General features: G+C 64.4%; 23 protein-coding genes and 1 tRNA gene. 12 read left to right on the forward strand and 12 right to left on the reverse strand.

The features are described 5' to 3' along the window. Nucleotides 1-4: 4 nt before the first annotated feature. The 5 genes from ACN9MV_RS15345 to lptF all read right to left on the reverse strand — a co-directional run bounded on the left by ACN9MV_RS15345 (nucleotide 5) and on the right by lptF (nucleotide 4,765). Nucleotides 5-1,177 (reverse strand): pyridoxal phosphate-dependent aminotransferase, encoded by a 1,173-nt coding sequence (locus ACN9MV_RS15345; protein ID WP_426392976.1) that lies wholly within the window; start codon nucleotides 1,175-1,177, stop codon nucleotides 5-7. Further along, nucleotides 1,174-2,115 carry a CysB family HTH-type transcriptional regulator gene (locus ACN9MV_RS15350; protein ID WP_007832298.1) on the reverse strand — a complete coding sequence of 314 codons (942 nt, stop codon included), beginning with the start codon at nucleotides 2,113-2,115 and terminating at the stop codon, nucleotides 1,174-1,176. The genes ACN9MV_RS15345 and ACN9MV_RS15350 overlap by 4 nt, the downstream gene beginning before the upstream one ends. Before the next feature lie 66 nt (nucleotides 2,116-2,181). After that, complete coding sequence (locus tag ACN9MV_RS15355) at nucleotides 2,182-2,541, reverse strand: sirohydrochlorin chelatase (RefSeq protein ID WP_426392978.1); 360 nt, start codon at nucleotides 2,539-2,541, stop codon at nucleotides 2,182-2,184. After that, nucleotides 2,538-3,647, reverse strand: coding sequence for an LPS export ABC transporter permease LptG (gene lptG / locus ACN9MV_RS15360; protein WP_307614103.1), 1,110 nt, complete (start codon nucleotides 3,645-3,647; stop codon nucleotides 2,538-2,540). The genes ACN9MV_RS15355 and lptG overlap by 4 nt, the downstream gene beginning before the upstream one ends. Beyond that, a complete protein-coding gene (lptF, locus tag ACN9MV_RS15365; protein ID WP_093054723.1) occupies nucleotides 3,644-4,765 on the reverse strand; it encodes an LPS export ABC transporter permease LptF in 1,122 nt (373 codons plus the stop codon). The genes lptG and lptF overlap by 4 nt, the downstream gene beginning before the upstream one ends. Before the next feature lie 21 nt (nucleotides 4,766-4,786). Here lptF and ACN9MV_RS15370 point away from each other — a divergent pair, with 21 nt between their 5' ends. The 4 genes from ACN9MV_RS15370 to ACN9MV_RS15385 all read left to right on the forward strand — a co-directional run bounded on the left by ACN9MV_RS15370 (nucleotide 4,787) and on the right by ACN9MV_RS15385 (nucleotide 8,489). After that, nucleotides 4,787-6,304 carry a leucyl aminopeptidase gene (locus tag ACN9MV_RS15370; RefSeq protein ID WP_426392980.1) on the forward strand — a complete coding sequence of 506 codons (1,518 nt, stop codon included), beginning with the start codon at nucleotides 4,787-4,789 and terminating at the stop codon, nucleotides 6,302-6,304. Continuing rightward, complete coding sequence (locus tag ACN9MV_RS15375) at nucleotides 6,301-6,741, forward strand: DNA polymerase III subunit chi (RefSeq protein ID WP_307614105.1); 441 nt, start codon at nucleotides 6,301-6,303, stop codon at nucleotides 6,739-6,741. Before ACN9MV_RS15370 ends, ACN9MV_RS15375 begins: the two co-directional genes overlap by 4 nt. Nucleotide 6,742: 1 nt before the next feature. Further along, nucleotides 6,743-7,138 (forward strand): hypothetical protein, encoded by a 396-nt coding sequence (locus ACN9MV_RS15380; RefSeq protein ID WP_093054729.1) that lies wholly within the window; start codon nucleotides 6,743-6,745, stop codon nucleotides 7,136-7,138. 136 nt (nucleotides 7,139-7,274) lie between these two features. Then, nucleotides 7,275-8,489 (forward strand): branched-chain amino acid ABC transporter substrate-binding protein, encoded by a 1,215-nt coding sequence (locus ACN9MV_RS15385; protein ID WP_093054731.1) that lies wholly within the window; start codon nucleotides 7,275-7,277, stop codon nucleotides 8,487-8,489. A gap of 92 nt (nucleotides 8,490-8,581) precedes the next feature. Here the strand turns inward: ACN9MV_RS15385 and ACN9MV_RS15390 are convergent, their stop codons facing one another. The 5 genes from ACN9MV_RS15390 to ACN9MV_RS15410 form a co-directional block, all read right to left on the reverse strand. Continuing rightward, on the reverse strand, nucleotides 8,582-8,971 hold the full coding sequence (locus tag ACN9MV_RS15390) for a response regulator (RefSeq protein ID WP_093054733.1): 390 nt from the start codon (nucleotides 8,969-8,971) through the stop codon (nucleotides 8,582-8,584). A 91-nt stretch (nucleotides 8,972-9,062) separates the two neighbouring features. Beyond that, nucleotides 9,063-9,419: a hypothetical protein gene (locus ACN9MV_RS15395; RefSeq protein WP_093054735.1), complete on the reverse strand. Its 357-nt coding sequence runs from the start codon at nucleotides 9,417-9,419 to the stop codon at nucleotides 9,063-9,065. 207 nt (nucleotides 9,420-9,626) lie between these two features. Further along, a tRNA-Ser gene (locus ACN9MV_RS15400) sits at nucleotides 9,627-9,717 on the reverse strand. Nucleotides 9,718-9,742: 25 nt separating this feature from the next. Continuing rightward, the gene (locus ACN9MV_RS15405; RefSeq protein ID WP_093054740.1) at nucleotides 9,743-10,672 is read right to left on the reverse strand and encodes an SPFH domain-containing protein; all 930 of its coding nucleotides are present in this window, start codon (nucleotides 10,670-10,672) and stop codon (nucleotides 9,743-9,745) included. Nucleotides 10,673-10,705: 33 nt separating this feature from the next. Next, entirely contained in the window at nucleotides 10,706-11,131 is a 426-nt protein-coding gene (locus ACN9MV_RS15410; protein WP_093054742.1) for an NfeD family protein, read from the reverse strand. 216 nt (nucleotides 11,132-11,347) lie between these two features. Here ACN9MV_RS15410 and ACN9MV_RS15415 point away from each other — a divergent pair, with 216 nt between their 5' ends. Next, nucleotides 11,348-13,645, forward strand: a complete 2,298-nt coding sequence (locus ACN9MV_RS15415; RefSeq protein ID WP_093054744.1) for an arginine/lysine/ornithine decarboxylase — start codon at nucleotides 11,348-11,350, stop codon at nucleotides 13,643-13,645. A 27-nt stretch (nucleotides 13,646-13,672) separates the two neighbouring features. Here ACN9MV_RS15415 and ACN9MV_RS15420 read toward each other — a convergent pair whose 3' ends face one another. Further along, entirely contained in the window at nucleotides 13,673-14,548 is an 876-nt protein-coding gene (locus tag ACN9MV_RS15420; protein ID WP_426392984.1) for a DNA ligase, read from the reverse strand. Between the two features lie 31 nt (nucleotides 14,549-14,579). Next, a complete protein-coding gene (gene fabI, locus ACN9MV_RS15425; RefSeq protein WP_093054746.1) occupies nucleotides 14,580-15,362 on the reverse strand; it encodes an enoyl-ACP reductase FabI in 783 nt (260 codons plus the stop codon). 106 nt (nucleotides 15,363-15,468) lie between these two features. Between fabI and ACN9MV_RS15430 the strand changes: the two genes are divergently transcribed. The 7 genes from ACN9MV_RS15430 to nusA all read left to right on the forward strand — a co-directional run bounded on the left by ACN9MV_RS15430 (nucleotide 15,469) and on the right by nusA (nucleotide 24,492). Then, the gene (locus ACN9MV_RS15430; protein ID WP_426392986.1) at nucleotides 15,469-17,232 is read left to right on the forward strand and encodes an extracellular solute-binding protein; all 1,764 of its coding nucleotides are present in this window, start codon (nucleotides 15,469-15,471) and stop codon (nucleotides 17,230-17,232) included. Between the two features lie 22 nt (nucleotides 17,233-17,254). Beyond that, entirely contained in the window at nucleotides 17,255-18,268 is a 1,014-nt protein-coding gene (locus ACN9MV_RS15435; RefSeq protein ID WP_426392987.1) for a microcin C ABC transporter permease YejB, read from the forward strand. After that, the gene (locus tag ACN9MV_RS15440) at nucleotides 18,261-19,304 is read left to right on the forward strand and encodes an ABC transporter permease (protein WP_093054752.1); all 1,044 of its coding nucleotides are present in this window, start codon (nucleotides 18,261-18,263) and stop codon (nucleotides 19,302-19,304) included. Before ACN9MV_RS15435 ends, ACN9MV_RS15440 begins: the two co-directional genes overlap by 8 nt. Next, the gene (locus ACN9MV_RS15445; protein ID WP_426392989.1) at nucleotides 19,304-20,941 is read left to right on the forward strand and encodes an ABC transporter ATP-binding protein; all 1,638 of its coding nucleotides are present in this window, start codon (nucleotides 19,304-19,306) and stop codon (nucleotides 20,939-20,941) included. The genes ACN9MV_RS15440 and ACN9MV_RS15445 overlap by 1 nt, the downstream gene beginning before the upstream one ends. 16 nt (nucleotides 20,942-20,957) lie before the next feature. Beyond that, entirely contained in the window at nucleotides 20,958-22,157 is a 1,200-nt protein-coding gene (locus ACN9MV_RS15450; protein WP_426392990.1) for a YbfB/YjiJ family MFS transporter, read from the forward strand. Nucleotides 22,158-22,334: 177 nt separating this feature from the next. Next, the gene (rimP, locus tag ACN9MV_RS15455) at nucleotides 22,335-22,982 is read left to right on the forward strand and encodes a ribosome maturation factor RimP (protein ID WP_093074583.1); all 648 of its coding nucleotides are present in this window, start codon (nucleotides 22,335-22,337) and stop codon (nucleotides 22,980-22,982) included. 16 nt (nucleotides 22,983-22,998) lie between these two features. Next, the gene (gene nusA, locus ACN9MV_RS15460) at nucleotides 22,999-24,492 is read left to right on the forward strand and encodes a transcription termination factor NusA (RefSeq protein ID WP_093054760.1); all 1,494 of its coding nucleotides are present in this window, start codon (nucleotides 22,999-23,001) and stop codon (nucleotides 24,490-24,492) included.

Here is a 24,492-nt window from a genome sequence, read left to right on the forward strand (position 1 = left end):
GGCGTCAGAGCCGGGCGAGGCGCTCCAGCGCGGCGAGCAGCGTCTCGTCCTTCTTGGCGAAGCAGAAGCGCACCACGCGCTGGTCGAAGCCGTCGCCGTAGAAAGCCGACAGCGGGATCGCCGCCACGCCGATCTCGCGCGTGAGCCACAGGCAGAACTCGGCTTCGGACAGATCGCTGACTGCCGAGATGTCGACGCACTGGAAGTAGCTGCCTTCGCTGCGCAGCAGCTTGAAGCGGGTTTTTTCGGCCAGGCCCGCCGCGAACAAGTCGCGCTTGCGCTGATAGAAGGCCGGCAGTTCGAGGTACGGCTTCGGCTCGCCCATGTACTGCGCAAGCGCATGCTGCATCGGTGTGTTCACGGTGAACACGTTGAACTGGTGCACCTTGCGGAATTCGGCCATCAGCGGGGCCGGCGCGGCCACGTAGCCGACCTTCCAGCCGGTGACGTGGTACGTCTTGCCGAAGCTGCTGACGATGAAGCTGCGCGCTGCCAGGCCCGGGAAGCGGGCCACGCTTTCGTGGCGGGCGTTGTCGAACACCATGTGCTCGTAGACCTCATCGCTGATCACGAACACGTCGGTGGGGGCGAGCAGTTCTTCGAGCTGCCGCATCTCGGCTTCGGTCCAGACCGTGGCGCTCGGGTTGTGCGGCGTGTTGATGATGATGGCGCGCGTGCGCGGAGTGAGCGCTGCGGCGATCTTGTCGAAGTCGGGGCGGAAGGTGCCCGGCGTGAGCGGTACGCGCACCACGCTGCCGCCGGCCAGCTCGATGTTGGGCACGTAGCTGTCATAGCAGGGTTCCAGCACGATCACTTCGTCGCCTGGGCGCACGATGGCGAGGATGGCAGTGATGATGGCCTGCGTGGCGCCGGCGGTAACGGTGATTTCCGTGGCCGCGCTGTAGCTGTAGCCGTACATCGCCGAGATCTTGGCGGCGATGGCGTCGCGCAGCGCCGGGATGCCGGGCATCGGCGGGTACTGGTTGTGGCCCGCGGCCATGGCGGCCGTGACGTCTTCGAGCAGCTTCGGATCGCAGTGGAAATCCGGAAAGCCCTGGCCCAGGTTGACCGCGTTCTTCTCGGCGGCCAGCGCCGACATCACGGTGAAGATGGTGGTGCCGACGGCCGGCAGCTTGGTGACGATGTCGGGCGTGCGTGGGGATTGAACTGTGCTCATAGCTCGTAGTCTTGTTGGTGGCCGCTCAGGGCCTTGGCGATCAGGTTGCGGTCGAGGCGGTCGGACAGCAGCTCGGCGAACTTGAAGACGAAGTTGCGCAGATAGGCGCTGCGCTTGAACGCGACACGCGCAATATTCTGGCCGAACACATGCCCCATCGGGCGCACCACGAGGTCGGCGTTCGACTCGTCGCGCACGGCCATTTCGGCCACGATGCCCACGCCCAGCCCGAGGCGCACGTAGGTCTTGATCACGTCGGAGTCGATGGCTTCGAGCGCGATGCGCGGCGTGAGCTTTTTCTGCGCGAACGCATGGTCGATGCGCGTGCGGCCGGTGAACGAGGGGTGGTACGTGATGATCGGCTCGCTCGCCAGGTCTTCGAGCGAAATGCGCTCCTTGGCGGCCAGCGGATGATCCTTGGGCAGCACCAGAACGTGCTGCCATTCGTAGCAGGGCAGGGTCACCAGCTCGGCGTAGCCGTCGAGCGATTCGGTGGCGATGCCGATCTCCGCGATCTCGTCGATCACCATGCGAGCCACTTGGTCGGGCGAGCCCTGGTGCAGGCTCACGTTGACCTTGGGATAGGCCTCGCGCAGGTTCGCCACGGGCACGGGCAGCACGTAGCGCGCCTGCGTATGGGTGGTGGCGATGGAGAGGGTGCCGCTGTCCTGCGCGCTGAACTGTTCGCCGATGCGCTTGAGATTGCCCACCTCGCGCATGATGAGTTCGATGCTGGCGATGACGTGCTGGCCCGGCTCGGTAACGCGTTTGAGCCGCTTGCCATGGCGCGCGAAGATTTCAACGCCCAGTTCTTCCTCGAGCTCGATGATGGCCTTGGAGACCCCGGGTTGCGAGGTGTGGAGCGCCTTGGCCGCCTCGGTGAGGTTCAGGTTGCGCCGCACGGCTTCCTGAACAAACTTGAACTGATGCAGATTCATATCAAATTCCGTCTTATTGCGGAATTCATTATGCCTTCGGAATCTATCGAAATTGCCGGATGTTCACTATTTGACCGCAATTCTGGCCAGGAGATCGACCAGTTCGGGCTCTTCGCCCACGATGCGGGCAAGTGAGAAGCCGATGTCGGGCCAGCGCTGGCGCAGCGCCTCGAGTTGGTGCGGCAGGTCTTCGCGGGCGTGCTTGCCCATGCCCAGGAACAGCGGAACCACGCGGATGGCGGTGGCGCCGCCGGCAATCAGCGCCGCCGCCGCCGTGGGCAGGTCGGGCGTTGCCAGCTCCATGTAGGCGCAGGCCACGCGGGCATTCGGCTCGTTTTTGCACACGCGTTCGGCCACGGCCTCGATGGGCTCGCGCCAGCGCTCGTCGCGCGAACCGTGCGCCAGTAAAACGATGCCCTGGGTCATCGTCGCAAGACCAGCCAGCTGAAGGCCGTCAACGACATCACCGAATAAATCATGCCCGGCGCCGCCGCCGTGAGCCATGGCGACCAGTTGCTGAGGTTGCCGAGATAGCCGAACACGTTGTTCAGCAGGAAGAAGCTGATGCCGATCATCACGCCGCCGAACACGTAGGTGGTGATACCGGCCTGGCGGAAGTGCAGGTAGGCGAAGGGCAGGGCGAGCACCACCATCACCAGGCACGAGAGCGGGTAGAACACCTTGCGCCAGAACTCGATCTCGTAGCGCTGCGCGGTCTGGCCGTTGGCGTCGAGGTGGCGGATGTAGTCGAACAGGTCGATCGTGCTCATGCGGTCGGGGCGCAGGAGCGCGACCGAGACCATTTCGCTGGTCAGCGAGGTGGCCCAGTTCAGCTGCGGGGTCTTGGTCGTGGCGATGCGGGCCTGGTCGGCCGCGCCGCGCGTGTCGTACTTCTGCTCTTCCACGTCGGTGAGCATCCAGTGCCCGTCGCCGATGCGGGCCGAGCCTGCGGTGATCTGGGTGCTGATGTAGCCGTTGTCGTCGAATTCGAAGATGCGCGGGCTCTTCAGCGCGCCTTTGCGGTCAATGGACAGCACGTTCACCGCGTACGAGACATTGCCCCGTTTTTCCTTGAGCCAGGCGCCCGTGTTGCCCGCCAGCGAATAGATGCCCTGGTACTTGGCCTTGAGCAGTTGCCCCGTGCGCTCGGAGGCCGGGGCGACATAGTCGCCGACGGCGAAGGTCAGCACGACGAAGCCGATGCCCAGCAGCAGCAGGGTGCGCAGCGCGCGCCAGGGGCCCAGCCCGCTGGTGCGCAGGATGGTGTATTCGGAGCTTTGCGCCAGCCGGGCCATCACGAAGATGGAGCCGATCAGCACCGTGATCGGCAGCAGTTCGTAGAGGTGGCTCGGCACCAGCAGCATCACGTAGGCCAGCGCCTGTGCGGGCCCGTAGTTGAGGCTGTCCGGCTTGCCGATGGATTGCAGTTCGTCGACGAAGTCGAAGAAGAAAAAGAGGCTCAGGAAGCCGAGCGTCACGAACGCAACGGCCTTCAGCACCTCCACGTAGATCAGGCGTCTTATCGTTTTCACGTGGGTTCGATCTTTGGTGTGGGCAGCACGGCGGCGGACGGGCTTTGCTTTGATCGCCGGCCCCAGTTGTTCTGGCGAACGCCGAGCCATGCCAGGTTGATCAGCAGCACGCCGCCATGCAACAGCAGCATGAAACTGCCCATGCTGTATTTGCCCGAGCTGATCCAGCTTTGGCCCAGGTTGAGCATGTTGTAGTACACGACGAACGCGAACAGCGCGAGAAGCAGGTTGCCGCTTCGGCCGACGCGCGGGTTGGCGCTGGATACATTCAGCGCCAGCAGCACGAAGTTGATGGCCGTCAGCAGCATGCCGATGCGCCAGGCCAGTTCGCCGCGGCTGGGGTCGCTGGTGTCGGGCAGCAGGGACAGCGTGCTGCGCGCGCGCGGCGGTGTCGCGTCGTTGACCAGGCCGCTGTTGCCGCCTGCCCGGGTGCCGTAAGTCTTGAACTCGCTGATCTTCAGGCCGGTGTTGGTCATGGGCTGCTCGAGCCGCTGGCCGCTGTTGAGCAGCAGGTAGCGCGAATCGCCGATGTTCTCGATGCTGCCGCTGCGCGCCGAGGTCGTGATCTGCATGTTGCGCTCGATCGACCAGATGAAGACGTTGGTGGCCTTGGAGTTGTCCGGCGTCTCCTTGTCGATGAAGAACACGCGCACCCGGCCAGCGGATTCGCGGAACTCACCAGGCGCCACCCGCTCGATGTCGCTGCGCTGCTCGTACTGCTTGCGCATGCCGATGGTCTGCGAGTTGGCCCACGGCCAGCCCACCAGCGCCATCACCGCGATCAGGATCAGCACCGGCCAGGCGAAGCGGAAGAGTGGCTTGATGAAGTCGGTCAGGCCGCGGCCGCTGGAAAACCAGATCACCATTTCGCTGTCGCGGTACATGCGCGACAGGGTGCCGACGATGGCGATGAACAGGCTCAGGCTCAGGATGGTCGGCATGTAGCCGAGCACCGTGTAGGCCATCACCAGGAACACCTCCTGCGGGTTCACACTGCCCTTGGACGCGAGCCCGAGGGTACGGATGAGCATCATGGTCATCACGATGGTGACCAGTACCACGAGGGTCGCTCCGAAGCTGCGGGACAGCTCCTTGCGTAGGGAAGAATGGAATAACATCGTTCGAGGAAAAAAAGGATTATGGACTTTCAACTCAAGACCCTCACCGTCGCCCAGGCCGCAGCCGAGAAATCCGATGTCCTGATCGTGCTCGTCGGCAGCGCTCCTCTTACCTCCAAAGACCCGTTGTCGGTGCTCGCCGCCAGTGCCCGCAAGGCCGGCGACCTGCCTGACAAGGCCGGCAAGCTGCTGGGGCTTTACCGTCCGGAAGACGTCGTGGCGTCCCGCGTGGTGCTCGCCGCCATCGGCGACGGCAAGCCCGCCTCGGTTCGCAGCGGCGTGGTCGCGGCGGTCAATTCGGCCAAGGCCCAGGCCCCCAAGCGCGTGACCGTGGTGTTCGCCCAGCCTGCCGAGGGCGCGGCGGTGGCCAGCGCCGTCACGGCGGCGGCTGACGCCAGCTACGTCTACACCGCCACCAAGTCGAAGGCCGAACCCCGCAGCATCCGCCACCTGACCGTCGGCGTGGCCGATGCCGCCGCCGTCACCGGCTCCTTCGACGCCGCCCGTGCCACTGTCGCGGGCATCGAACTGGCCAAGGAGTGGGGCAACCGGCCCGCCAACCACGCCACGCCCACGCTGCTGGCCGAGGCCGCCAAGGGGCTGGCCAAGCTGCCGAACATCAAGTGCGAGGTGCTGGGTCCGAAGGAAGTCGAAAAGCTCGGCATGGGCTCCTTTGCCGCCGTGGCGCAGGGCTCGGCGGAGCCGCTGCGCTTCATCGTGCTGCGCTACCACGGGGCGCCCAAGGATCAGGCGCCCGTGGTGCTGGTCGGCAAGGGCATCACCTTCGACACCGGCGGCGTCTCGCTCAAGCCCGCTGCCGAAATGGACGAGATGAAGTTCGACATGTGCGGCGCGGCCAGCGTGCTCGGCACCTTCCGCGCGCTCGGCGATATCCAGCCCGCCATCAACGTCGTCGGCCTCATTCCTTCGTGCGAGAACATGAACGACGGCCGCGCGGTGAAGCCGGGCGACGTGGTGACCAGCATGAGCGGCCAGACCATCGAGGTGCTCAACACCGACGCAGAAGGCCGGCTGATCCTGTGCGACGCGCTGACCTATGCCAAGCGCTTCGAGCCAGCGGCAGTGATCGACATCGCCACGCTGACGGGCGCCTGCGTGGTGGCCCTGGGCGGCGTGCGCAGCGGCCTGTTCTCGACCAACGAAGCATTGGCCGCGGCGCTCGAAGCCGCCGGCGAGACCTCGCAGGACCGCTGCTGGCGCCTGCCGCTCGACGACGACTACGCGGAAGGCCTCAAGAGCAACTTTGCCGATGTGGCGAACATTGCCGGCCGCGCGGGTGGCGCCATCACTGCCGCCAAGTTCCTGCAGCGCTTTGCGGGCGACTTCGCCTGGGCGCATCTGGACATCGCGGGCACTGCGTGGAAGAGCGGCGCGGCAAAGGGTTCGACCGGGCGGCCGGTGGGCTTGCTGGTGTCGTACCTGACGAGTCGCGCGGCCAGCGGCGACGCCAGGACCGGCAAGGCCAAGAAAACCAAGACCCCTGGAGCTCCGGCCAAAAAGGCCCGGGCCACGAAGTGACGGAAATCGGCTTTCACTACAACGCGCGTGACAAGCTGAACTACGCCTGCCGGCTGGTTCGCAAGGCCGTGAACGCGCGCGGCCTGCGCGTGGTAGTCGTGGGCGATGCGCAGGCGCTCGACGCGGTGGATGCGGCACTCTGGCAGCTGTCGCCGGTGGACTTCGTCGCGCACTGCCGAGGCGATGCGCCGGCTCATGTGGTCGCGCGTTCGCCCGTCGTTCTGTCGGCGCAGGGCGCTGATGCGGCCTCGCTGCCGCACCGCGAAATGCTGGTGAATCTGGGCCTCGAAGTGCCTGCGGGCTTCGAGCGCTATGAACGCATGATCGACATTGTGAGCGACGAGGCCAACGACCGCCAGGTCGGTCGTTCGCGCTGGCGCCACTATGCCGATCGTGGCTACACCATCCAGCCGCACGACTTCGCAAAGAGTCCCTGACATGGCCAGCACACTGCGCACGCCGCCCCGGTTCGTTCCCACGCTGACCACGGTGCTCGAGATCCCGGAGGAGCCCGCGATCCCCGAGCCGCAGGCCGCACCGACGCCCCAGCCCGACCCGGCGAGTGCCATGGCATTGCCGCCGGCCGCGCAGCTTTCGCAGGCGGAAATCGTCAGCCTCGAAGAGCAGTTGCTGCACCGCGTTCTGCAGCGCGTCGACCTGTCTCTGGAAGAGCGTTTGAGCGACACCGTGTCAGCTGCCGTTCAGCATCAACTCGATGCGATGGTGCCGCGTTTGCGCAATGAAATCGAAGCCGTTTTGCGCGCGTTGGTGATCGAAGCCATGGCCGCCGAACTCAGCGAAAACACAGGGTCTACGCCAGCTTCCGGAGCCTGAATCCTCGGCTAAACTGCGCCGCAGGTCGGAAGGGCGTGAGGGTGCCGCTGGTCCGCGGCGCGAAACTTGCGAGGTCAGCGCGCCCGGATCACACGACCGGTTTTTTATTCTTTTCATCCAAGTTCTGGAGGTTCTCATGCAATTGAAATGGACTGCGGTCGCACTGGCTGCAATCACGCTCGTGGCTTGCGGCAAGAAGGAAGAAGCTGCTGCTCCCGCTGCAGCGCCCGCGCCAACGGCTGCGGCCCCGGCTGCACCTGCACCCGCACCTGCCGGAGAAACCCTGGTCGTCAAGATCGGTCACGTGGGACCGACCAGCGGTGCCATCGCCCACCTCGGCAAGGACAACGAGTTCGGCGCCAAGATGGCCATCGAAGACCTGAATGCAAAGGGCCTCAAGATCGGCGACAAGGTTGCCAAGTTCGAACTGATCGCCGAAGACGACGCAGGTGATCCGAAGCAGGGCACGGCTGTGGCCCAGAAGCTCGTGGACGAAAAGGTCAACGGCGTGGTCGGTCACCTGAACTCGGGCACCACCATCCCCGCCTCGAAGCTCTACAGCGACGCCGGCATTCCACAGATCTCGCCTTCGGCCACCAACCCGAAGTACACGCGTCAAGGCTTCAAGACCACGTTCCGCGTGGTGGCTGACGACACGCAACTCGGCGGCACGCTGGGCAAGTACGCAGTCGAAACGCTCAAGGGCAAGAACATTGCCGTGATCGACGACCGTACCGCCTACGGCCAAGGCGTTGCCGAAGAGTTCGAGAAGTCGGCCAAGGCCGCTGGCGCCACCATCGTGGGCCACGAGTTCACCACCGACAAGTCGACCGACTTCAACGCCATCCTGACCAAGCTGAAGGCCTCCAAGCCCGACGTGCTGTTCTTCGGCGGCATGGACGCCGTTGGCGGCCCGATGCTCAAGCAGGTCAAGCAACTCGGCCTGAACGTCAAGTTCATGGGCGGCGACGGCCTGTGCACCAGCGAACTGCCGAAGCTGGCTGGCGATGCCATCGGCGAAGAGATGGTTGTTTGCGCCGAAGCCGGCGGTGTGGACGGCGACTTCAAGCAGCCGCTGGAAGACTTCAAGGCCAAGTTCAAGACCAAGAACGGCGTCGAAGTGCAGATCTATGCACCGTACGTGTACGACGCGGTCAACGTGCTGGCCGAAGCCATGGTGAAGGCCGGTTCGTCCGACCCCGCCAAGTACCTGCCTGAAGTTGGCAAGGTGCAATACAAGGGCGTGACCGGCCCGATCGCCTTCGACGAAAAGGGCGACATCAAGAACGGTGCCCTGACGCTGTACACCTACAAGGGTGGTGCACGCACGCAGATCGCCGTGGTGCGCTGATTCATTTCGGCAAACCTGCGGTTGTCCGCAAAAGAGAAAAGGGCCTTCGGGCCCTTTTTTCATGGCCGCTTCGAAGGCGGCTTATTCAGAGCTCAGAGCGGAGCAAGGCCCGATGGGCGGTTGGCATTGCAGTACTCGATGAAGGCATCGAGGTCGCGTGACTTGTCGAATACCGCATCGGCGCCGAGCGCCGTGCAGCGTGCCCGGATATCCGCCGTCACGTAGTTGCTGAGCACGACCACTCGCTGGCTGGGCTTGCGGGTCTTGCAGCCGCCCAGCACGCCGAGGCCGGAGCCTTCCTTCAGGAACAGGTCGACGATCAGGAGCTGCCAATCATCAGGATGCGCCGCGAGCCATGCAAGGGCTTCCGTTTCGGTTTCGGCGAAGCCGACCACGCGGCCGTTGACCAAGTCCTCGAGTGCCGGGACCAGGTTATCCCTGATGGTCTTGTTGTCCTCGACGAGGAACGTGATGAGGGCCATGCCGTGGTTTCGCTTTGAGAACCAATAGCGTAGCGTGCCTGACGCTGATGCAGCGTAGGAGAAAGGATACGGACGGCGTATTGCGCGCCGGTCAGTCGGAGCTTTCGGCGCGGATCTTTGCCTTGAGCTTCTCGGCCAGAGCCTGGCTTTCGTCGCGCTCAGCCGTGACCTCGAGACGCTTCTCGATTTCCTCGCTCAGCGCGGCATTGACCTCGGCCAGCTTTTCGGCGGACTTGGCCAGCTTCTCTTCCAGCTGGCTGGTGTGTTCGATGGCCTGTGCCACCTCGCCAACCTGCACTTCTTCGGGCAGTTCCTGTTCGAGCACCGTGTTCACCACGGCGAGGTTGTCCGACGCCCGTTGCACGTCGGCAGCCACCTGCTCGCTCTTTTCGAGGGTGCGGTCCAGCGGTGTCTTGCCACGCGGCTGGGTTTTCGGTTGTCCGGCCATCGAGGCTCCTTTGTGGGCTTGAAATGAAAACCTTTGGATGGTACTGCCAGAAGAAAGTGTCTGAGTTCGGGGGGCAAGTTGTTGCAAAGCAACGCACTGCCTTTCAACTCCGGCTGGGCCAGACGACAAAAAAGCCCAAGTGCTTGTGGCAACTTGGGCTTCTTGCTTTGTCTGCTTGTTCGCGAACGGTTACGAACAATCAATCTCTGGCGGAGCAGGCGGGATTCGAACCCGCGGAGGGCTATTAACCCTCACACGCTTTCCAGGCGTGCGACTTAAACCGCTCATCCACCGCTCCTGAGCCCACGATTGTAGCAGTCAGTTCAGGTCGGATTCGACGGCTTGCCTGCCTGGACCATGCGCATGGCCGACGCGATGAGCGCGGCGGTCTCGCTCATGTTGCTTGGCACGATCAGGGTGGTCTTGGAATCGGCCGCGACCTTGCCGTAGGCGTCGACGGCGCGCTCGGCCACCTTCAGCTGCACGGCCTGTTCGCCGCCCGGCTGGCGGATGGCCGCGGCCACGCGTTCGATGGCGTCCGCCGTCGCGGTGGCGACCGCGGTGATGGCGGCGGCTTCACCCTGGGCGTTGTTGATCTGCGCCTGCTTCTCGCCTTCGGAGCGGGCAATGAAGGCCTCGCGTTCGCCGGTGGCGATGTTGATCTGCTCCTGGCGGCGGCCTTCGGAGGCCGCGATCAGCGCGCGCTTGCCGCGCTCGGCCGTGATCTGTGCCTGCATGGCCAGCAGGATTTCCTTCGGCGGCGTCAGGTCCTTGATTTCATAGCGCAGCACCTTCACGCCCCAGTTGAGCGCGGCCTCGTCGATGGCGGCAACCACCTGGGCGTTGATGACGTCGCGTTCCTCGAAGGTCTTGTCGAGCTCCAGCTTGCCGATCACGCTGCGCAGCGAGGTCTGTGCAAGCTGCGTCACGGCCACGATGTAGTTCGACGAGCCGTAGCTCGCACGCATCGGATCGGTCACCTGGAAGTACAGGATGCCGTCGACCTGCAGCTGCGTGTTGTCGCGCGTGATGCAGATCTGGCTCGGCACGTCGAGCGGGATTTCCTTCAGGCTGTGCTTGTAGGCCACCCGGTCGATGAACGGAATCAGGAAGTTGGGGCCGGGCGTCATGGTGCCGTGGTACTTGCCGAGGCGCTCGCGCACCCAGGCGTTCTGCTGCGGCACGAACTTCACCGACTGGCTGATGAAGATGATCGCGATGACCAGGATGATGAGTGGGACCGAAAATTCCATGGTGCGCTTCCTTTTCTGAGTTCTACGTATTGACTAAACCTTGTCGACGACCAGCCGGCTGCCGATGACTTCGACCACGCGGTGCTCGCCGGTCGAGGGCGTGCGGCCTGCGCGCTGGACCACCGTCCATTGCGCGCCCCGGTAGCGCACGGTTGCCGTGCCGTCGGCATTCCAGGCGTCGACGTGAACGGTCTCGCCGATGTCGAGGTTCACGTCGCGGTTGGTTCCGGTGGGCGGGGCAGGGGGGCGCTTGCGCTGGATCGAGTACCAGGTCAGCACGGCGCCCACGCCGATGACCGAGGCCACGATCAGTTGGGTGACGGTGCCGAAGCCCAGGTGCGCCGCAATTGCCGCGGCCGCGAAACCGGCGGCCAGCAGCAGAAGATATACGGTGCCCGAGAGCAACTCGACCACGATGGCTACCCCCGCAATCAGCCACCAGACGGTGGAATTCGCCATGTCGACTCCTCTTTTCCTTATTCGATGCGCGCCATTCTGATGCATCTGCTCCAAGCGCTTGCCCTGCGTAGGGGTACTGCGCCCGAGCCGACGAAAGGGACCATGCCGGACAGGCCCGAATGGCTTGCACGAGCCTGACCAGATTCGTCATCCGAATTCCGTACACTTCGCGCCTCGCCTTATTGCCTGTCTGTCAGCCTGCCCGGAGCCCTGCTCATGAAATTCCGCTTTCCCATCGTCATCATTGACGAGGACTTCCGCTCCGAAAACACCTCGGGCCTCGGCATTCGCGCGCTCGCGCAGGCCTTCGAAAGCGAGGGCTTCGAGGTGCTGGGCGTCACGAGTTATGGCGACCTGAGCCAGTTCGCCCAGCAGCAAAGCCGTGCCAGCGCGTTCATCCTGTCGATCGACGACGAGGAGTTCACGGTCGGCCCCGACCTCGACCCGGCCGTGCTGAACCTGCGCAACTTCATCGGCGAAGTGCGGCGCAAGAACGCCGACGTGCCGATCTACATCTACGGCGAGACCAAGACCTCGCGCCACATCCCGAACGACATCCTGCGCGAGCTGCACGGCTTCATCCACATGTTCGAGGACACCCCCGAATTCGTGGCGCGCCACATCATCCGCGAGGCCAAGAGCTACCTCGAGGGCGTGCAGCCGCCGTTCTTCAAGGCGCTGATCGACTACGCGGAAGACGGCTCCTATTCGTGGCACTGCCCGGGTCACTCGGGCGGCGTGGCGTTCCTGAAGAGCCCGGTGGGCCAGATGTTCCACCAGTTCTTCGGCGAGAACATGCTGCGCGCCGACGTCTGCAACGCAGTCGAAGAGCTGGGCCAGCTGCTCGACCACACCGGCCCGGTGGCGGCCAGCGAGCGCAATGCGGCGCGCATCTTCAACGCCGACCACTGCTTCTTTGTGACCAACGGCACCAGCACCAGCAACAAAATGGTGTGGCACCACACGGTGGCGCCGGGCGACGTGGTGGTGGTCGACCGCAACTGCCACAAGTCGATCCTGCACGCGATCATCATGACCGGCGCGATTCCGGTGTTCATGAAGCCCACGCGCAACCACTTCGGCATCATCGGCCCGATCCCGAAGAGCGAGTTCGAGCAGAGCGCCATCAAGGCCAAGATCAAGGCCAACCCGCTGCTGGCCGACGTGGACCCCGACAAGGTCAAGCCGCGCGTGATGACGCTCACGCAGTCGACCTACGACGGCGTGATCTACAACACCGAGACCATCAAGAACATGCTCGACGGCTACGTCGACACGCTGCACTTCGACGAGGCGTGGCTGCCTCACGCGGCCTTCCACCCGTTCTATGGCGCCTATCACGCGATGGGCAAGCGCCGCGTGCGCCCGAAGGAATCGCTGGTGTTCGCCACGCAGTCGACGCACAAGCTGCTGGCCGGCATCAGCCAGGCCAGCCATGTGCTGGTGCAGGACTCGCAGAACCGTCAGCTCGACCGCGACCTGTTCAACGAGGCCTATCTGATGCACTCGTCGACCAGCCCGCAGTACGCGATCATCGCGAGCTGCGACGTGGCCGCCGCCATGATGGAGCCGCCCGGAGGCACCGCGCTGGTGGAAGAAAGCATCCTTGAGGCGCTCGACTTCCGCCGCGCCATGCGCAAGGTCGAGGCGGAGTTCGGCAAGGACGAGTGGTGGTTCAAGGTCTGGGGCCCCGAGAAGCTCGTCGAAGAAGGCATCGGCCGCGCCGACGACTGGATCATGCAGGGCGAGAAGAACGGCAAGCCCAAGAACAAGAAGTCGCCGCGCAACTGGCACGGCTTCGGCGAATTGGCCGACGGCTTCAACATGCTCGACCCGATCAAGTCGACCATCGTCACGCCGGGTCTCGACCTCGAAGGCAACTTCGCCGAAACCGGCATCCCGGCCAGCGTGGTGACCAAGTTCCTCGCCGAGCATGGCGTGATCGTGGAGAAGACCGGGCTCTACAGCTTCTTCATCATGTTCACCATCGGCATCACCAAGGGCCGCTGGAACACGCTGCTGACGGCGCTGCAGCAGTTCAAGGACGACTACGCGCGCAACCAGCCGATGTGGCGCATCCTGCCCGAGTTCTGCCAGCAGCATCCGGGCTACGAACGCCTCGGCCTGCGCGACCTGTGCCAGCACATCCACCAGCTGTATGCGCGCTACGACGTGGCCCGCCTCACGACCGAGATGTACCTGAGCGACCTGACGCCGGCGATGAAGCCCAGCGACGCCTTCGCCCACATCGCGCACCGCAAGACCGAGCGCGTGGAAATCGACGAGCTCGAAGGCCGCATCACCACCAGCCTGATCACGCCTTACCCGCCGGGCATTCCGCTGCTGATTCCGGGCGAGGTGTTCAACAAGAAGATCGTCGACTACCTCAAGTTCTCGCGCGAGTTCAACACCCAGTGCCCGGGCTTCGAGACCGACATCCACGGCCTGGTTGCGCGCGTCGACGAGACGGGCAAGAAGCGCTACTACGCAGACTGCGTCAGGGAAGTGAAGTAAGGAAGCGGGCCGGCTGGACGGGCCGGCCTAACCTTCGCGCACCCGCATGAAGCGCGCGAATCGCGGCAGGCCCTTGGCGGTGGTGCCGTTGTAGCGGTAGGTCACCCAACTACCGACGGCGGGCGGGTTCTCGCGCTCGGCGTCGGTCAGTCCGGTGCCGAGCTTGAAGCGCTTGCCGTCGGCCGTCTCGACCACCAGCGCGCCGAGCCGGCCACTGTGCTTGCTCTTGCCGGGCACGTGCTCGACCACGCGGGCTTCGGCGTCTTCGTAGGGCTTGACCTTCAGCAGGTTGCTGTTGCGCTCGCCACGGTATTGGGAGCTGCCGCGGTGGAGCATCAGACCCTCGCCGCCCATTTTTACCGTCTTGTCGAGCAGCGCCTGCAATGCGGCGTGCGTGGTCGCGCGTTCCTGCGGGACCGCGACGACCCATGGTGCGTCGGTAATCGGCAGCAGTTTGCGCAGCACGGCGAGGCGCGTCGTGAAGTCGCCGCCCTGCGCGGGCAGGTCGAACACCATGAAGTGCATTTCGCGCCAGGCGATGTCGTTGGGCGTCTGGCTGCGCACCGTGGAGACGGCGCGTGTGAACTGGCCGCGGCCCACCCACAGTTCGCCATCGAGGGGTTGCTTCGGCAGCGGTGCGGTGAACCATGCCGGCGCCACGATCCGTTCGCCGCCGCGTGTCCAGAGCTGCTTGCCGTCCCAGTAGCCGCGTACCCCGTCGTACTTCTCGCTGACCCAGTAGTCGTGCAGCGACATGCCGGGGCGGTAGACGTCGGCCAGCATCAGCGAGGGCGCCGCCTCGCGCGCGAACGCGGCAGGCGCGGCGACCGCGCCGAAAGCGGCAAGCAGGAGGGAGCGTCGGTCCAGCACGATGCTATGAAATGAATAGCGCAGCACGGCCATCTGGTGGCCGTGTGAGGGCTCGATGGCAGGGTTACTCGGCCATCCCGCCGACGACGTTGCTGAAGCCGCCGTCGACGTAGGTGATCTCGGCGGTCACGCCGCTGGCCAGGTCGCTCAGCAGGAAGGCGGCCACGTTGCCGACTTCCTCGATGGTCACGTTGCGGCGGATGGGCGAGGCGTCGGCCACGGCCGCCAGCATCTTGCCGAAGCCCTTGATGCCGCTGGCTGCCAGCGTCTTGATCGGGCCCGCACTGATGCCGTTCACGCGCATGCCCTTCGGGCCGAGCGAGGCGGCGGTGTAGCGCACCGAGGCTTCGAGCGAGGCCTTGGCCAGGCCCATGGTGTTGTAGTTGGGCAGCGCGCGTTCGGCGCCCAGGTAGGTCAGCGTGAGCAGGGCCGACTTGTCGTTGAGGTAGGGCAGGGCTGACTTGGCCATGGCCGGAAAGCTGTACGCACTGATGTCGTGCGCAATCTTGAAGCCTTCGCGCGAGAGCCCGTCGAGGAAGTCGCCCGCGATGGACTCGCGCGGCGCGAAGCCGATGCTGTGCACGAAGCCGTCGAACTTCGGCCAGGTCTGCGAGAGGTCTGCAAAGAGCTTGTCGATCTGCGCGTCGTCGCCCACGTCGCAATCGAAAATCAGCTTCGAGCCAAAGTCTGCGGCATATTCGGTGATACGGTCCTTGAATCGCTCGCCAACATAGCTGAAGGCGAGCTCCGCGCCCTGTTCATGACAGGCCTTGGCAATGCCATAAGCAATGGAGCGATTGCTCAACACACCGGTGATCAACAGTTTTTTGCCGGAAAGAAAGCCCATGAAGTTGCCTCGTGAAAATCTTGGGCAGAATTCTCGCATGCGAGGTTGGCTGCTTCTGATATTGGCTCTCTTGGCGCTCCCCTCGTGGGCAGCGCATGGTCTGGGCATGGGTTACGAGCCGAAGTACCCGGCGTCGTTCAAGAATTTCGACTACGTGAATCCCGATGCCCCCAAGGGCGGCGAGCTGATCCTCTCGGCCAGCGGAACCTTCGACAAGCTCAACCCCTTCACGCTGCGGGGTGTGCCGCCGCAAGGCATGGGCTACAGCGCCAATGGTTTTGTGTTCTCCGAGTACGGCCTGATCTTCGATTCGCTGATGACGCCGAGCGAAGACGAGCCCTTCTCCAACTACGGCATGCTGGCCGAAGACGTGCAGCTTGCCGCAGACCGCCTGAGCGTCACTTTCCGCCTGAACCCGAAAGCCACGTTCTCCGATGGCTCCCCGGTGCTCGCGAAGGACGTGAAGTACTCCTTCGACACCCTGATGAGCAAGCAGGCAGGGCCGACCTTCCGCTCGTACTGGGTTGACATCAAGGGCGCCGTGGTGGTGGGGGAGCGCACGATCCGCTTCGACTTCAAGCGCCAGAACTCCGAGCTGCACATGATCATCGGCCAGCTGCCGGTTTTCTCGAGTGCCTGGGGCAAGGGCAAGCCCTTCGACCAGATCGTGAGCGAGCCGCCCATAGCCAGCGGGCCGTACGTGGTGGACAAGGTCGACTTCGGGAAGTACATCTCGTACCGCCGGCGGCCGGACTACTGGGCCGCCGATCTTCCGGTGCGCAAGGGGATGTTCAATTTCGGCGAGGTTTCGTACCAATACTTCAAGGACGCACTCGGAGAGGAAGAGTCGCTCAAGGCCGGCTCGCTCGACGCGATGGAAGAGCGTTCGATCATCGCCTGGGTGCGCCGCTACAAGGGGCGGCGCTTCGATTCCGGGGAGCTGGTCAAGGAAGAGATTTCGCACCGCCGCTTCACCGGCATGCAGGGCCTCTCGCCCAACCTGCGGCAGCCTCGCTTCCAGGACATGCGCGTGCGACAGGCATTGGCGCTGGCCTTCGATTTCGACTGGCTCAACCAGCATCTCTTCTACGGGCGCAGGGCCCGCACGATGAGCTACTTCCAGAACAGCGATGACCTCATGGCCCAGCCCGAGATCAGCCCCGAGGAGCAAATGCTGATCGAGCACCTGAAGAACAAGCAGCGATACATCGACAACACGAAGGGCGAACTACCGCGCCCCGCCAGCAGCGGAGACACCCCCGAAGGCCTGCGGCGCAACCTGGTCCGCGCGCAGGAACTGCTCAAAGAGGCGGGCTGGACATACAGGGATGGCGCCTTGCGCGACAAGGATGGCACGCCTTTCGTCATCAACTTCGACATTCCGGACCGCAGCTCGGGCGTGGTGCTTGCGCCCTATGCGCGCAACCTCGCCAAGCTGGGAATCGCGCTGGACTATCGCTTGCGCGACCCGAGCCTGATAAAGAAGAAACAGGACGATCTCGACTTCGACATGGTCATCAACATCGCGGGTGGCTCATCGAGTCCGGGCAACGAGCTGTACGACGATTTCGGCTCGAAATCGGCCAATGAAAAGGGGAGCCAGAACCTCAGCGGCATCAGCGATCCGGTGATCGACGAGATTCTCGAAGTGATCGTCAACAGCCCGGACCGCAAGTCGCTCGCAGCAGGCGCGCGGCTGCTGGACCGTTACTTGCTCCACCAGCATTACGTGATCCCGATGTACTACGGCAAGCAATATTTCATTGCCCACAAGCGCAAGCTGCGCCGCCCCGAAGCGCCATTGCCGCAACGTCTTCTCGCCGGCTCGGCGATGCTGACGACGTGGTGGATCGACCCGGCAGCGAAGTAGACGACAGACACAGACAGACCGCATGGCCGCCTACCTGCTCCGACGCCTTCTGCTGATCATTCCCACGCTGTTCGGGGTGCTGCTGATCAATTTCGCCATCGTTCAATTCGTTCCGGGCGGTCCGGCCGAGCAGTTGCTGTCGCAACTGACCAACAAGGAAAACCGCCTCTCGGGCGGCCCCACGGGGCGCTCCATCGACGCCAAGCAGGTGGCGGAGATCAAGGTCCTCTACGGCTTCGACAAGCCGGCACCCGAGCGCTTCTGGCAGATGCTCAAGCAATTCGCGCGCTTCGACCTGGGCAAGAGCTTCTTCCAGAGCAAGGACGTGTGGCAGCTCATCAAGGAGAAGCTGCCGGTCTCGATCAGCCTGGGGCTCTGGACCTTCTTCATCAGCTACCTGATAGCGGTGCCGCTCGGCGTTGCGAAAGCGGTTCGCGCCGGTTCGCGCTTTGACTTTCTGACGACGCTGCTGGTGCTCGTTGGCTACGCCATTCCGGGCTTTGTGCTGGGCGTGGCGCTGCTCGTGATCTTTGGCGGCCAGCTGCAATGGTTTCCGCTGCGCGGGCTGACCTCACCGAATTGGGAGTCGCTGAGCTGGGGCGCGCGCATCGTCGACTACCTGTGGCACATCACCTTGCCGGTGACGGCGATGGTGCTCGGCAGTTTCGCGATCACCGCGATGCTCACCAAGAACTCCTTCCTCGAAGAGATCCGCAAGCAGTACGTGCTGACGGCGCGTGCCAAGGGACTGGCCGAGCGCCAGGTGCTCTGGAAGCACGTGTTCCGCAACGCGCTGATTCCGATCATCACGGGCTTCCCGACAGCCTTTATCGGCGCCTTCTTCTCGGGCGCGTTGCTGATCGAGACGCTGTTCTCGCTCGACGGGATGGGCCTGCTCAGCTACGAAAGCGTGCTGCGGCGCGACTACCCGGTGTTTCTGGGCACGCTCTATCTATTCACGCTGATCGGTCTGGTGACCAAGCTCATTTCCGATCTTTGCTATGTCTGGGTCGATCCGAGGGTGAAGTTTGACTAAAGCGCCTGTCGTGTCCGTGAGCCCCGGCCGCCGCGCCTGGCGCCGTTTTCGCCGCAATCCGCTGGGGTTCTGGAGCCTGTTGATCTTCTCGGCGCTGGTGGTGCTGAGCCTTTTCGCCGATGTGCTTTCCACCGACAAGCCGCTCGTGGTGCGCTACGAAGGCAAGACCTATTTCCCGGTGCTGCGGGACTATTCCGAGAAAACCTTCGGCGGCGATTTCGAAACGCCGGCCGACTACCTCGATCCGTTCATCGAGCAGCGCATCACCCAGGGCGGCAACTGGGCGATCTATGCGCCCAACCGCTATGGCCCGGCCACGCTCAACTATTTCTCGAAGCCTCCGAACCCTGCGGCCCCTTCGAGCGAGAACCTGCTCGGCACGGATGAACGTGGCCGCGACCTGCTGGCCCAGCTGATCTACGGCTTTCGCGTGAGCGTGCTGTTCGCGCTGGCGCTCACGGTAATAGGGGTGGTGCTTGGCATCGCGACCGGTGCGGTGCAAGGCTTCTTCGGCGGAAAGATCGACCTGACCTTCCAGCGGCTGATCGAGATCTGGGGAGCGATGCCCGAGCTGTACCTGCTGATCATCTTCAGTGCGATCTTCACGCCCAGCGTGGCGCTGCTTCTGATCCTGCTGAGCTTGTTCGGCTGGATGGGGTTGTCGGACTACGTGCGCGCCGAGTTCCTGCGCAACCGGCAGATGGACTACGTGCGTGCGGCGCGGGCGCTCGGCGTGGGCAATCTGCAGATCATGTGGCGCCACATCCTGCCTAACAGCATGGTGCCGGTCGTCACCTTCCTGCCGTTTCGCATGAGCGCGGCCATTCTGGCGCTGACCTCTCTGGACTTTCTCGGCCTTGGCGTGCCGCCCGGCACGCCATCGCTCGGCGAACTGCTTAGCCAGGGCAAGGGCAACATCGACGCCTGGTGGATCTCGCTGTCCACTTTCGTCGTGTTGGTCGTCACGCTGATGCTGCTGACTTTCATGGGCGACGCGCTGCGCGATGCGCTCGATCCGCGCAAGGCCGACAAGTGATGAGAGATTCACAACAACCCAACCAGCCCCTGCTCGACGTAAAGGGCCTGCGTGTCGCATTCAGCGGCAAGGAGGTCGTGCACGGCATCGACTTCCAGATGGCCGCTGGCGAAAAGCTCGCGCTCGTCGGCGAGTCGGGTTCGGGCAAGACGGTCACGGCGCTGTCGCTGCTGCGGCTGGTGCAGAACGCCGATCTGTCCGGCACTGCCCGGCTTTTCGGCGGGGAGCGCTCGCAGGGCGCGCGCGACCTGTTGTCGATTCCCGAGCGCGAATTGCGCGGCATCCGCGGCAAGGAGATCGCGATGATCTTCCAGGAGCCGATGACTGCACTGAATGCGCTCTACAGCGTCGGCGACCAGATCGCCGAGGTGCTCGAACTGCACGAAGGGCTGTCGGCCCGCGCCGCGCAGGCGGCGGCCGTCCAGCTGCTGGCTGACACCGGCATCCCGGAGCCGGCGCGACGGGCGAGGGCGTTTCCGCACCAGCTCTCGGGCGGCCAGCGCCAGCGCGCGATGATCGCGATGGCGCTCGCCTGCAAGCCGCGCCTGTTGCTGGCCGACGAGCCAACCACCGCGCTCGACGTGACCGTGCGCGCGCAGATCCTCGAATTGCTGGCCGACCTGCAGCGCAAGTACGGCATGGCGGTGCTCCTCATCACGCACGACCTGAACCTGGTGCGGCGTTTTGCCGATCGCGTGGTGGTCATGGAGAACGGCCACATCGTCGAGCATGGCGCGGTGGCGCCTGTGTTTGACGCTCCGCAGCATCCCTACACGCGCAAGCTGATCGACAGTCATCCGGAGCGCAACGTGGCGGCCGTCGCTGCGCGCGCCGACGCGGCGCCAGTGATCGAGGCCAAGGCCCTGCGCGTGATCTATCCCGTGCCGAAGCCGGGCTTCGCCGGCTGGTTCCGCAAGGGCGAATTCGTGGCGGTGCAGGGCGCAGATTTCCGCATCGTGCCGGGCGAGACGCTCGGCGTGGTCGGTGAGTCGGGTTCGGGCAAGTCGACGCTGGCGCTGGCGGCGCTGGGGCTGCTGAAGCACCAGGGCGCGCTGACGGTCGCGGGCAAGGGCTGGGCGGTCGACCGCGCCTCCGATCTTGGCCTGCGCCGCGTGATGCAGGTGGTGTTCCAGGACCCGTTCTCGTCGCTGTCGCCGCGCATGACGGTGGAGCAGATCGTGGGCGAGGGGTTGCGCGTGCACGCGCCCGAACTCGACACAGCGGCGCGCCGTGCCCGTGCACTCGTCGCGCTGGCCGATGTCGGGCTGACGGAGGCCCAGTTTCCATCGCTGCTCGACCGCTATCCACACGAGTTTTCGGGCGGTCAGCGGCAGCGCCTGGCGATTGCCCGCGCGCTGATCGTCGACCCGCAGCTGCTGGTGCTCGACGAGCCCACCAGCGCGCTGGACGTGACGATCCAGAAGCAGGTGCTGAGCTTGCTGCAGCGCCTGCAGCGCGAGCGGGGGCTGAGCTATCTGCTGATCACGCACGACGTGGAGGTGATCCGGGCGATGGCGCACCACGTCATCGTGATGAAGGACGGGGCCATTCTCGAAACAGGGTCGGTCGAGCGCGTGCTCGACGCGCCCGAGCACCCCTATACAAAGAAGCTGGTGGCCGCCGCGCTGCTGGAATAAACGGAGACTGCAAGAAATGTCGGAAATCGGACGCGACCGGCGCGGAGCCTGGCGCGCGGCGCTGGCCTGCATGGTCACCCTCGCAGTGGCGATGGGCCTGGGGCGCTTTGCCTTCACACCCATGCTGCCCATCATGCTGCACGAGGGAAAGCTGGAGCTGGCGGCGGGCGGGGTGCTGGCGTCGCTCAACTACCTGGGGTACTTCCTCGGTGCGGTGAGCTGTGCCGCCATTGGCATCAAGGCGTCGAGCATGGTGCGGGGCGGACTGGTGGCCACGGCCGCTCTGCTGATCGGCATGGGCTTGCTGCACAGCTTCACGAGCTGGGGCGTGCTGCGCACGGCGGCAGGCGTGATGAGCGCCTGGGTCTTCGTCTTCGCCTCAGGCTGGGGCCTGCGCCGGCTGGCGGAGACGAACGCGCCGACGCTGGCCGGCGTGATCTACACCGGGCCGGGAATCGGCATCGCGATGACGGGCCTGCTCGGTGGTGCGCTTGGACGCTGGGGTTCCGAGGCGGGGTGGATCGGCCTTGGCATCCTGGCGGTCGTGCTGATCGCGGTGATCTGGCGGGTGTTCGACGACGGCGAGCGGGCATCGGTGGGGGGCGGTGCCGCTCCGGCGCCTGCTGCGGCGGCTCGCGTGGCCGGGCCGGCTGACCGTAGCGATGCGATCTGGCTGGTCGCGCTCTATGGGCTGGCGGGCTTCGGTTACATCATTACCGCCACCTTCCTGCCGGTGATCGCCCGGCAGGCGCTGCCGGGATCGCCCTGGCCGGACTTCTTCTGGCCGCTGTTCGGGCTGGCCATCATTCCAGGCGCGCTGATCGGGGCCCGCGCGCCGACGCATTGGGACAACCGGCTGCTGCTGGCTTGCGCCTACGCGTTGCAGGCGCTGGGCGTCGTGCTGTCGGTGGCATGGCCGAGCATTGCCGGATTCGCGCTCGGAAGCCTGCTGCTGGGCATGCCGTTTACCGCCATTACCCTTTTTGCCATGCGGGATGCGCGCCGGCTGCGCGGCAATGCGGCTGCCGGGCTGATCGGCTACGCGACGGCATCCTATGGAGTGGGGCAGATCGTCGGGCCGCTGTTTGCGGCGCCACTGGCCCAGCGGACGGGGTCTTTCCAGCTGCCGTTGCTGGTCGCGGCGGCGGCATTGGCGCTCGGCGCGGTGCTATTCGCATTGGTTTGGTTCAAATCGCGCCAATCAATAGGTGGCTGAGCCTCGAAGCCCCTTCATTTATTACACAAATAGCATATAATTCGAGGCTCACGACCAAACGGGCGGGTACCAACCGCCCGTTTTTTTTGGTCTATGCATTCTGAGCATTCATGGCGATCTGGCATCCGTGGCGGGCGGATGGCATGAACCCAGTATTTAAAAGGCACCTTCGAACACGTGGCATTGCAGCAAATAGTGGAACAAACCGTGGCCGGTCTCGGCTATGACCTGGTCGAGATCGAACGCTCGGCCGGGGGATTGCTGCGCGTGACGATTGATTTGCCCTGGACGGCCCCCACCTTGGAAGATGCGGCTGCCGGCGTGCCAGAGCCCTTCGTGACGGTCGAAGACTGCGAGAAGGTAACGCGCCAATTGCAATTCGCGCTTGAGGTCGATGGTGTCGATTACAAGCGGCTCGAGGTGTCCTCGCCCGGTATTGACCGTCCGCTGCGCAATGAGCAGGATTTCGAGCGTTTCGTGGGCGAGGTGATCGACATCACGCTCAAGGCGCCCATGGGTGCTGCGGCGGCGGGCCAGGTGTCGGCCACTCGCAAGAAGTTTCGCGGCACGCTGGAGCGTGTTGCACAGGTTGAGGGCGCTGTCGGCGCCCAGGGCTGGCAAATCGTCTGGAGCGATGCGCCGGAGCCCAAGCCGGGTCAAAAAGTGAGCAAGAAGCGCGCGCCTGCAACGCTGCAGGCGCTGGGCTTCGTGCTGGACGAGCTGCGCGAGGCGCGGCTCGCACCTATTGTGGATTTCAAGGGCCGCAAGGCCAAAACCCAACCGGGTTTTTCGGATATTGACGACGGAACGCAGGTTCCGGACTGACTAGAGGAGTGGTGGCATGAATCGCGAAATGTTGATGTTGGTGGATGCGATCTCGCGCGAGAAGAACGTCGAGCGTGACGTGGTCTTCGGTGCGGTCGAGTCCGCTCTGGCGCAAGCCACCAAGAAGCTCCATCAGGGCGACGTGGACATTCGCGTCGCGGTCGATCGCGACAGCGGCGACTACGAAACCTTCCGCCGCTGGCACGTCGTGCCCGACGAGGCTGGCCTGCAGCTGCCCGACCAGGAAATCCTCCTGTTCGAAGCCAAGGAAGAAATGTCGGACATCGAAGTCGGCGAGTACATCGAAGAAGCGGTGGACTCGGTGCCGATCGGCCGCATCGGCGCCATGGCCGCCAAGCAGGTCATCCTGCAGAAGATCCGCGACGCCGAGCGCGAGATGCTGCTCAACGACTTCATGTCGCGCGGCGACAAGATCTTCGTGGGCACCGTCAAGCGCCTGGACAAGGGCGACATCATCGTCGAGGCCGGCCGTGTCGAAGGGCGCCTGCGCCGCAGCGAGATGATCGCCAAGGAAAACCTGCGCAACGGCGACCGCGTGCGCGCCATGATCATGGAGGTTGACCTGACGCTGCGCGGCGCGCCGATCATCCTGTCGCGCTCGGCCCCCGAGTTCATGATCGAGCTGTTCCGCCAGGAAGTGCCCGAAATCGAGCAAGGCCTGCTCGAAATCAAGAGCTGCGCCCGTGACCCGGGTTCGCGCGCCAAGATTGCCGTGCTATCGCACGACAAGCGCGTCGACCCCATCGGCACCTGCGTCGGCGTGCGCGGCACCCGCGTCAACGCCGTGACCAACGAGCTCGCTGGCGAGCGCGTGGACATCGTGCTGTGGAGCGAAGACCCGGCCCAGTTCGTGATCGGTGCGCTGGCCCCGGCCAACGTGTCGTCGATCGTGGTGGACGAAGAAAAGCACGCCATGGACGTGGTGGTCGACGAGGAAAACCTCGCCATCGCCATCGGCCGCGGCGGCCAGAACGTGCGCCTGGCTTCCGACCTCACCGGCTGGAAGATCAACATCATGGACGCCAACGAGTCGGCCCAGAAGCAGGCGACCGAAACGGATGCCAGCCGCAAGCTCTTCATGGAAAAGCTCGACGTCGACGAGGAAATCGCCGACATCCTCATTTCGGAAGGCTTCAACAGCCTCGAAGAAGTGGCCTATGTGCCAATTTCCGAAATGCTGGAAATCGAGGCCTTCGACGAAGACACCATCAATGAGCTGCGCTCGCGTGCCAAGGATGCGCTGCTGACCATGGAAATCGCCAAGGAAGAGGGCGTCGAGGCCCAGTCGACGGTGTCGCAAGACCTGCACGACCTCGAAGGCCTGGACCCCGAGCTGATTCCCAAGCTGACCGAAGCGGGTGTGAACACCCGTGACGATCTTGCCGACCTCGCGGTCGATGAACTCACCGAGATCACCGGCCAAAGCGCCGATGACGCCAAAGCCCTCATCTTGAAAGCCCGCGAACACTGGTTCGCCGGCCAAGAGTGA

Source organism: Variovorax sp. R-27 (assembly GCF_049913215.1).
Taxonomy (GTDB): domain Bacteria; phylum Pseudomonadota; class Gammaproteobacteria; order Burkholderiales; family Burkholderiaceae_C; genus Variovorax.

What these genes read in the sequence shown, in the direction of transcription:
- ACN9MV_RS15380 (WP_093054729.1), top strand. Translation starts at nt 6,743, where the DNA reads ATGGCCAGCACACTGCGCACGCCGCCCCGGTTCGTTCCCACGCTGACC.
- ACN9MV_RS15420 (WP_426392984.1), bottom strand. Translation starts at nt 14,548, where the DNA reads ATGGCCGTGCTGCGCTATTCATTTCATAGCATCGTGCTGGACCGACGC.
- ACN9MV_RS15405 (WP_093054740.1), bottom strand. Translation starts at nt 10,672, where the DNA reads ATGGAATTTTCGGTCCCACTCATCATCCTGGTCATCGCGATCATCTTC.
- lptF (WP_093054723.1), bottom strand. Translation starts at nt 4,765, where the DNA reads ATGTTATTCCATTCTTCCCTACGCAAGGAGCTGTCCCGCAGCTTCGGA.
- ACN9MV_RS15390 (WP_093054733.1), bottom strand. Translation starts at nt 8,971, where the DNA reads ATGGCCCTCATCACGTTCCTCGTCGAGGACAACAAGACCATCAGGGAT.
- nusA (WP_093054760.1), top strand. Translation starts at nt 22,999, where the DNA reads ATGAATCGCGAAATGTTGATGTTGGTGGATGCGATCTCGCGCGAGAAG.
- ACN9MV_RS15435 (WP_426392987.1), top strand. Translation starts at nt 17,255, where the DNA reads ATGGCCGCCTACCTGCTCCGACGCCTTCTGCTGATCATTCCCACGCTG.
- ACN9MV_RS15385 (WP_093054731.1), top strand. Translation starts at nt 7,275, where the DNA reads ATGCAATTGAAATGGACTGCGGTCGCACTGGCTGCAATCACGCTCGTG.
- ACN9MV_RS15395 (WP_093054735.1), bottom strand. Translation starts at nt 9,419, where the DNA reads ATGGCCGGACAACCGAAAACCCAGCCGCGTGGCAAGACACCGCTGGAC.
- ACN9MV_RS15410 (WP_093054742.1), bottom strand. Translation starts at nt 11,131, where the DNA reads ATGGCGAATTCCACCGTCTGGTGGCTGATTGCGGGGGTAGCCATCGTG.
- ACN9MV_RS15350 (WP_007832298.1), bottom strand. Translation starts at nt 2,115, where the DNA reads ATGAATCTGCATCAGTTCAAGTTTGTTCAGGAAGCCGTGCGGCGCAAC.
- ACN9MV_RS15370 (WP_426392980.1), top strand. Translation starts at nt 4,787, where the DNA reads ATGGACTTTCAACTCAAGACCCTCACCGTCGCCCAGGCCGCAGCCGAG.
- ACN9MV_RS15450 (WP_426392990.1), top strand. Translation starts at nt 20,958, where the DNA reads ATGTCGGAAATCGGACGCGACCGGCGCGGAGCCTGGCGCGCGGCGCTG.
- ACN9MV_RS15355 (WP_426392978.1), bottom strand. Translation starts at nt 2,541, where the DNA reads ATGACCCAGGGCATCGTTTTACTGGCGCACGGTTCGCGCGACGAGCGC.
- ACN9MV_RS15345 (WP_426392976.1), bottom strand. Translation starts at nt 1,177, where the DNA reads ATGAGCACAGTTCAATCCCCACGCACGCCCGACATCGTCACCAAGCTG.
- fabI (WP_093054746.1), bottom strand. Translation starts at nt 15,362, where the DNA reads ATGGGCTTTCTTTCCGGCAAAAAACTGTTGATCACCGGTGTGTTGAGC.
- ACN9MV_RS15415 (WP_093054744.1), top strand. Translation starts at nt 11,348, where the DNA reads ATGAAATTCCGCTTTCCCATCGTCATCATTGACGAGGACTTCCGCTCC.
- ACN9MV_RS15430 (WP_426392986.1), top strand. Translation starts at nt 15,469, where the DNA reads ATGGGTTACGAGCCGAAGTACCCGGCGTCGTTCAAGAATTTCGACTAC.
- ACN9MV_RS15445 (WP_426392989.1), top strand. Translation starts at nt 19,304, where the DNA reads ATGAGAGATTCACAACAACCCAACCAGCCCCTGCTCGACGTAAAGGGC.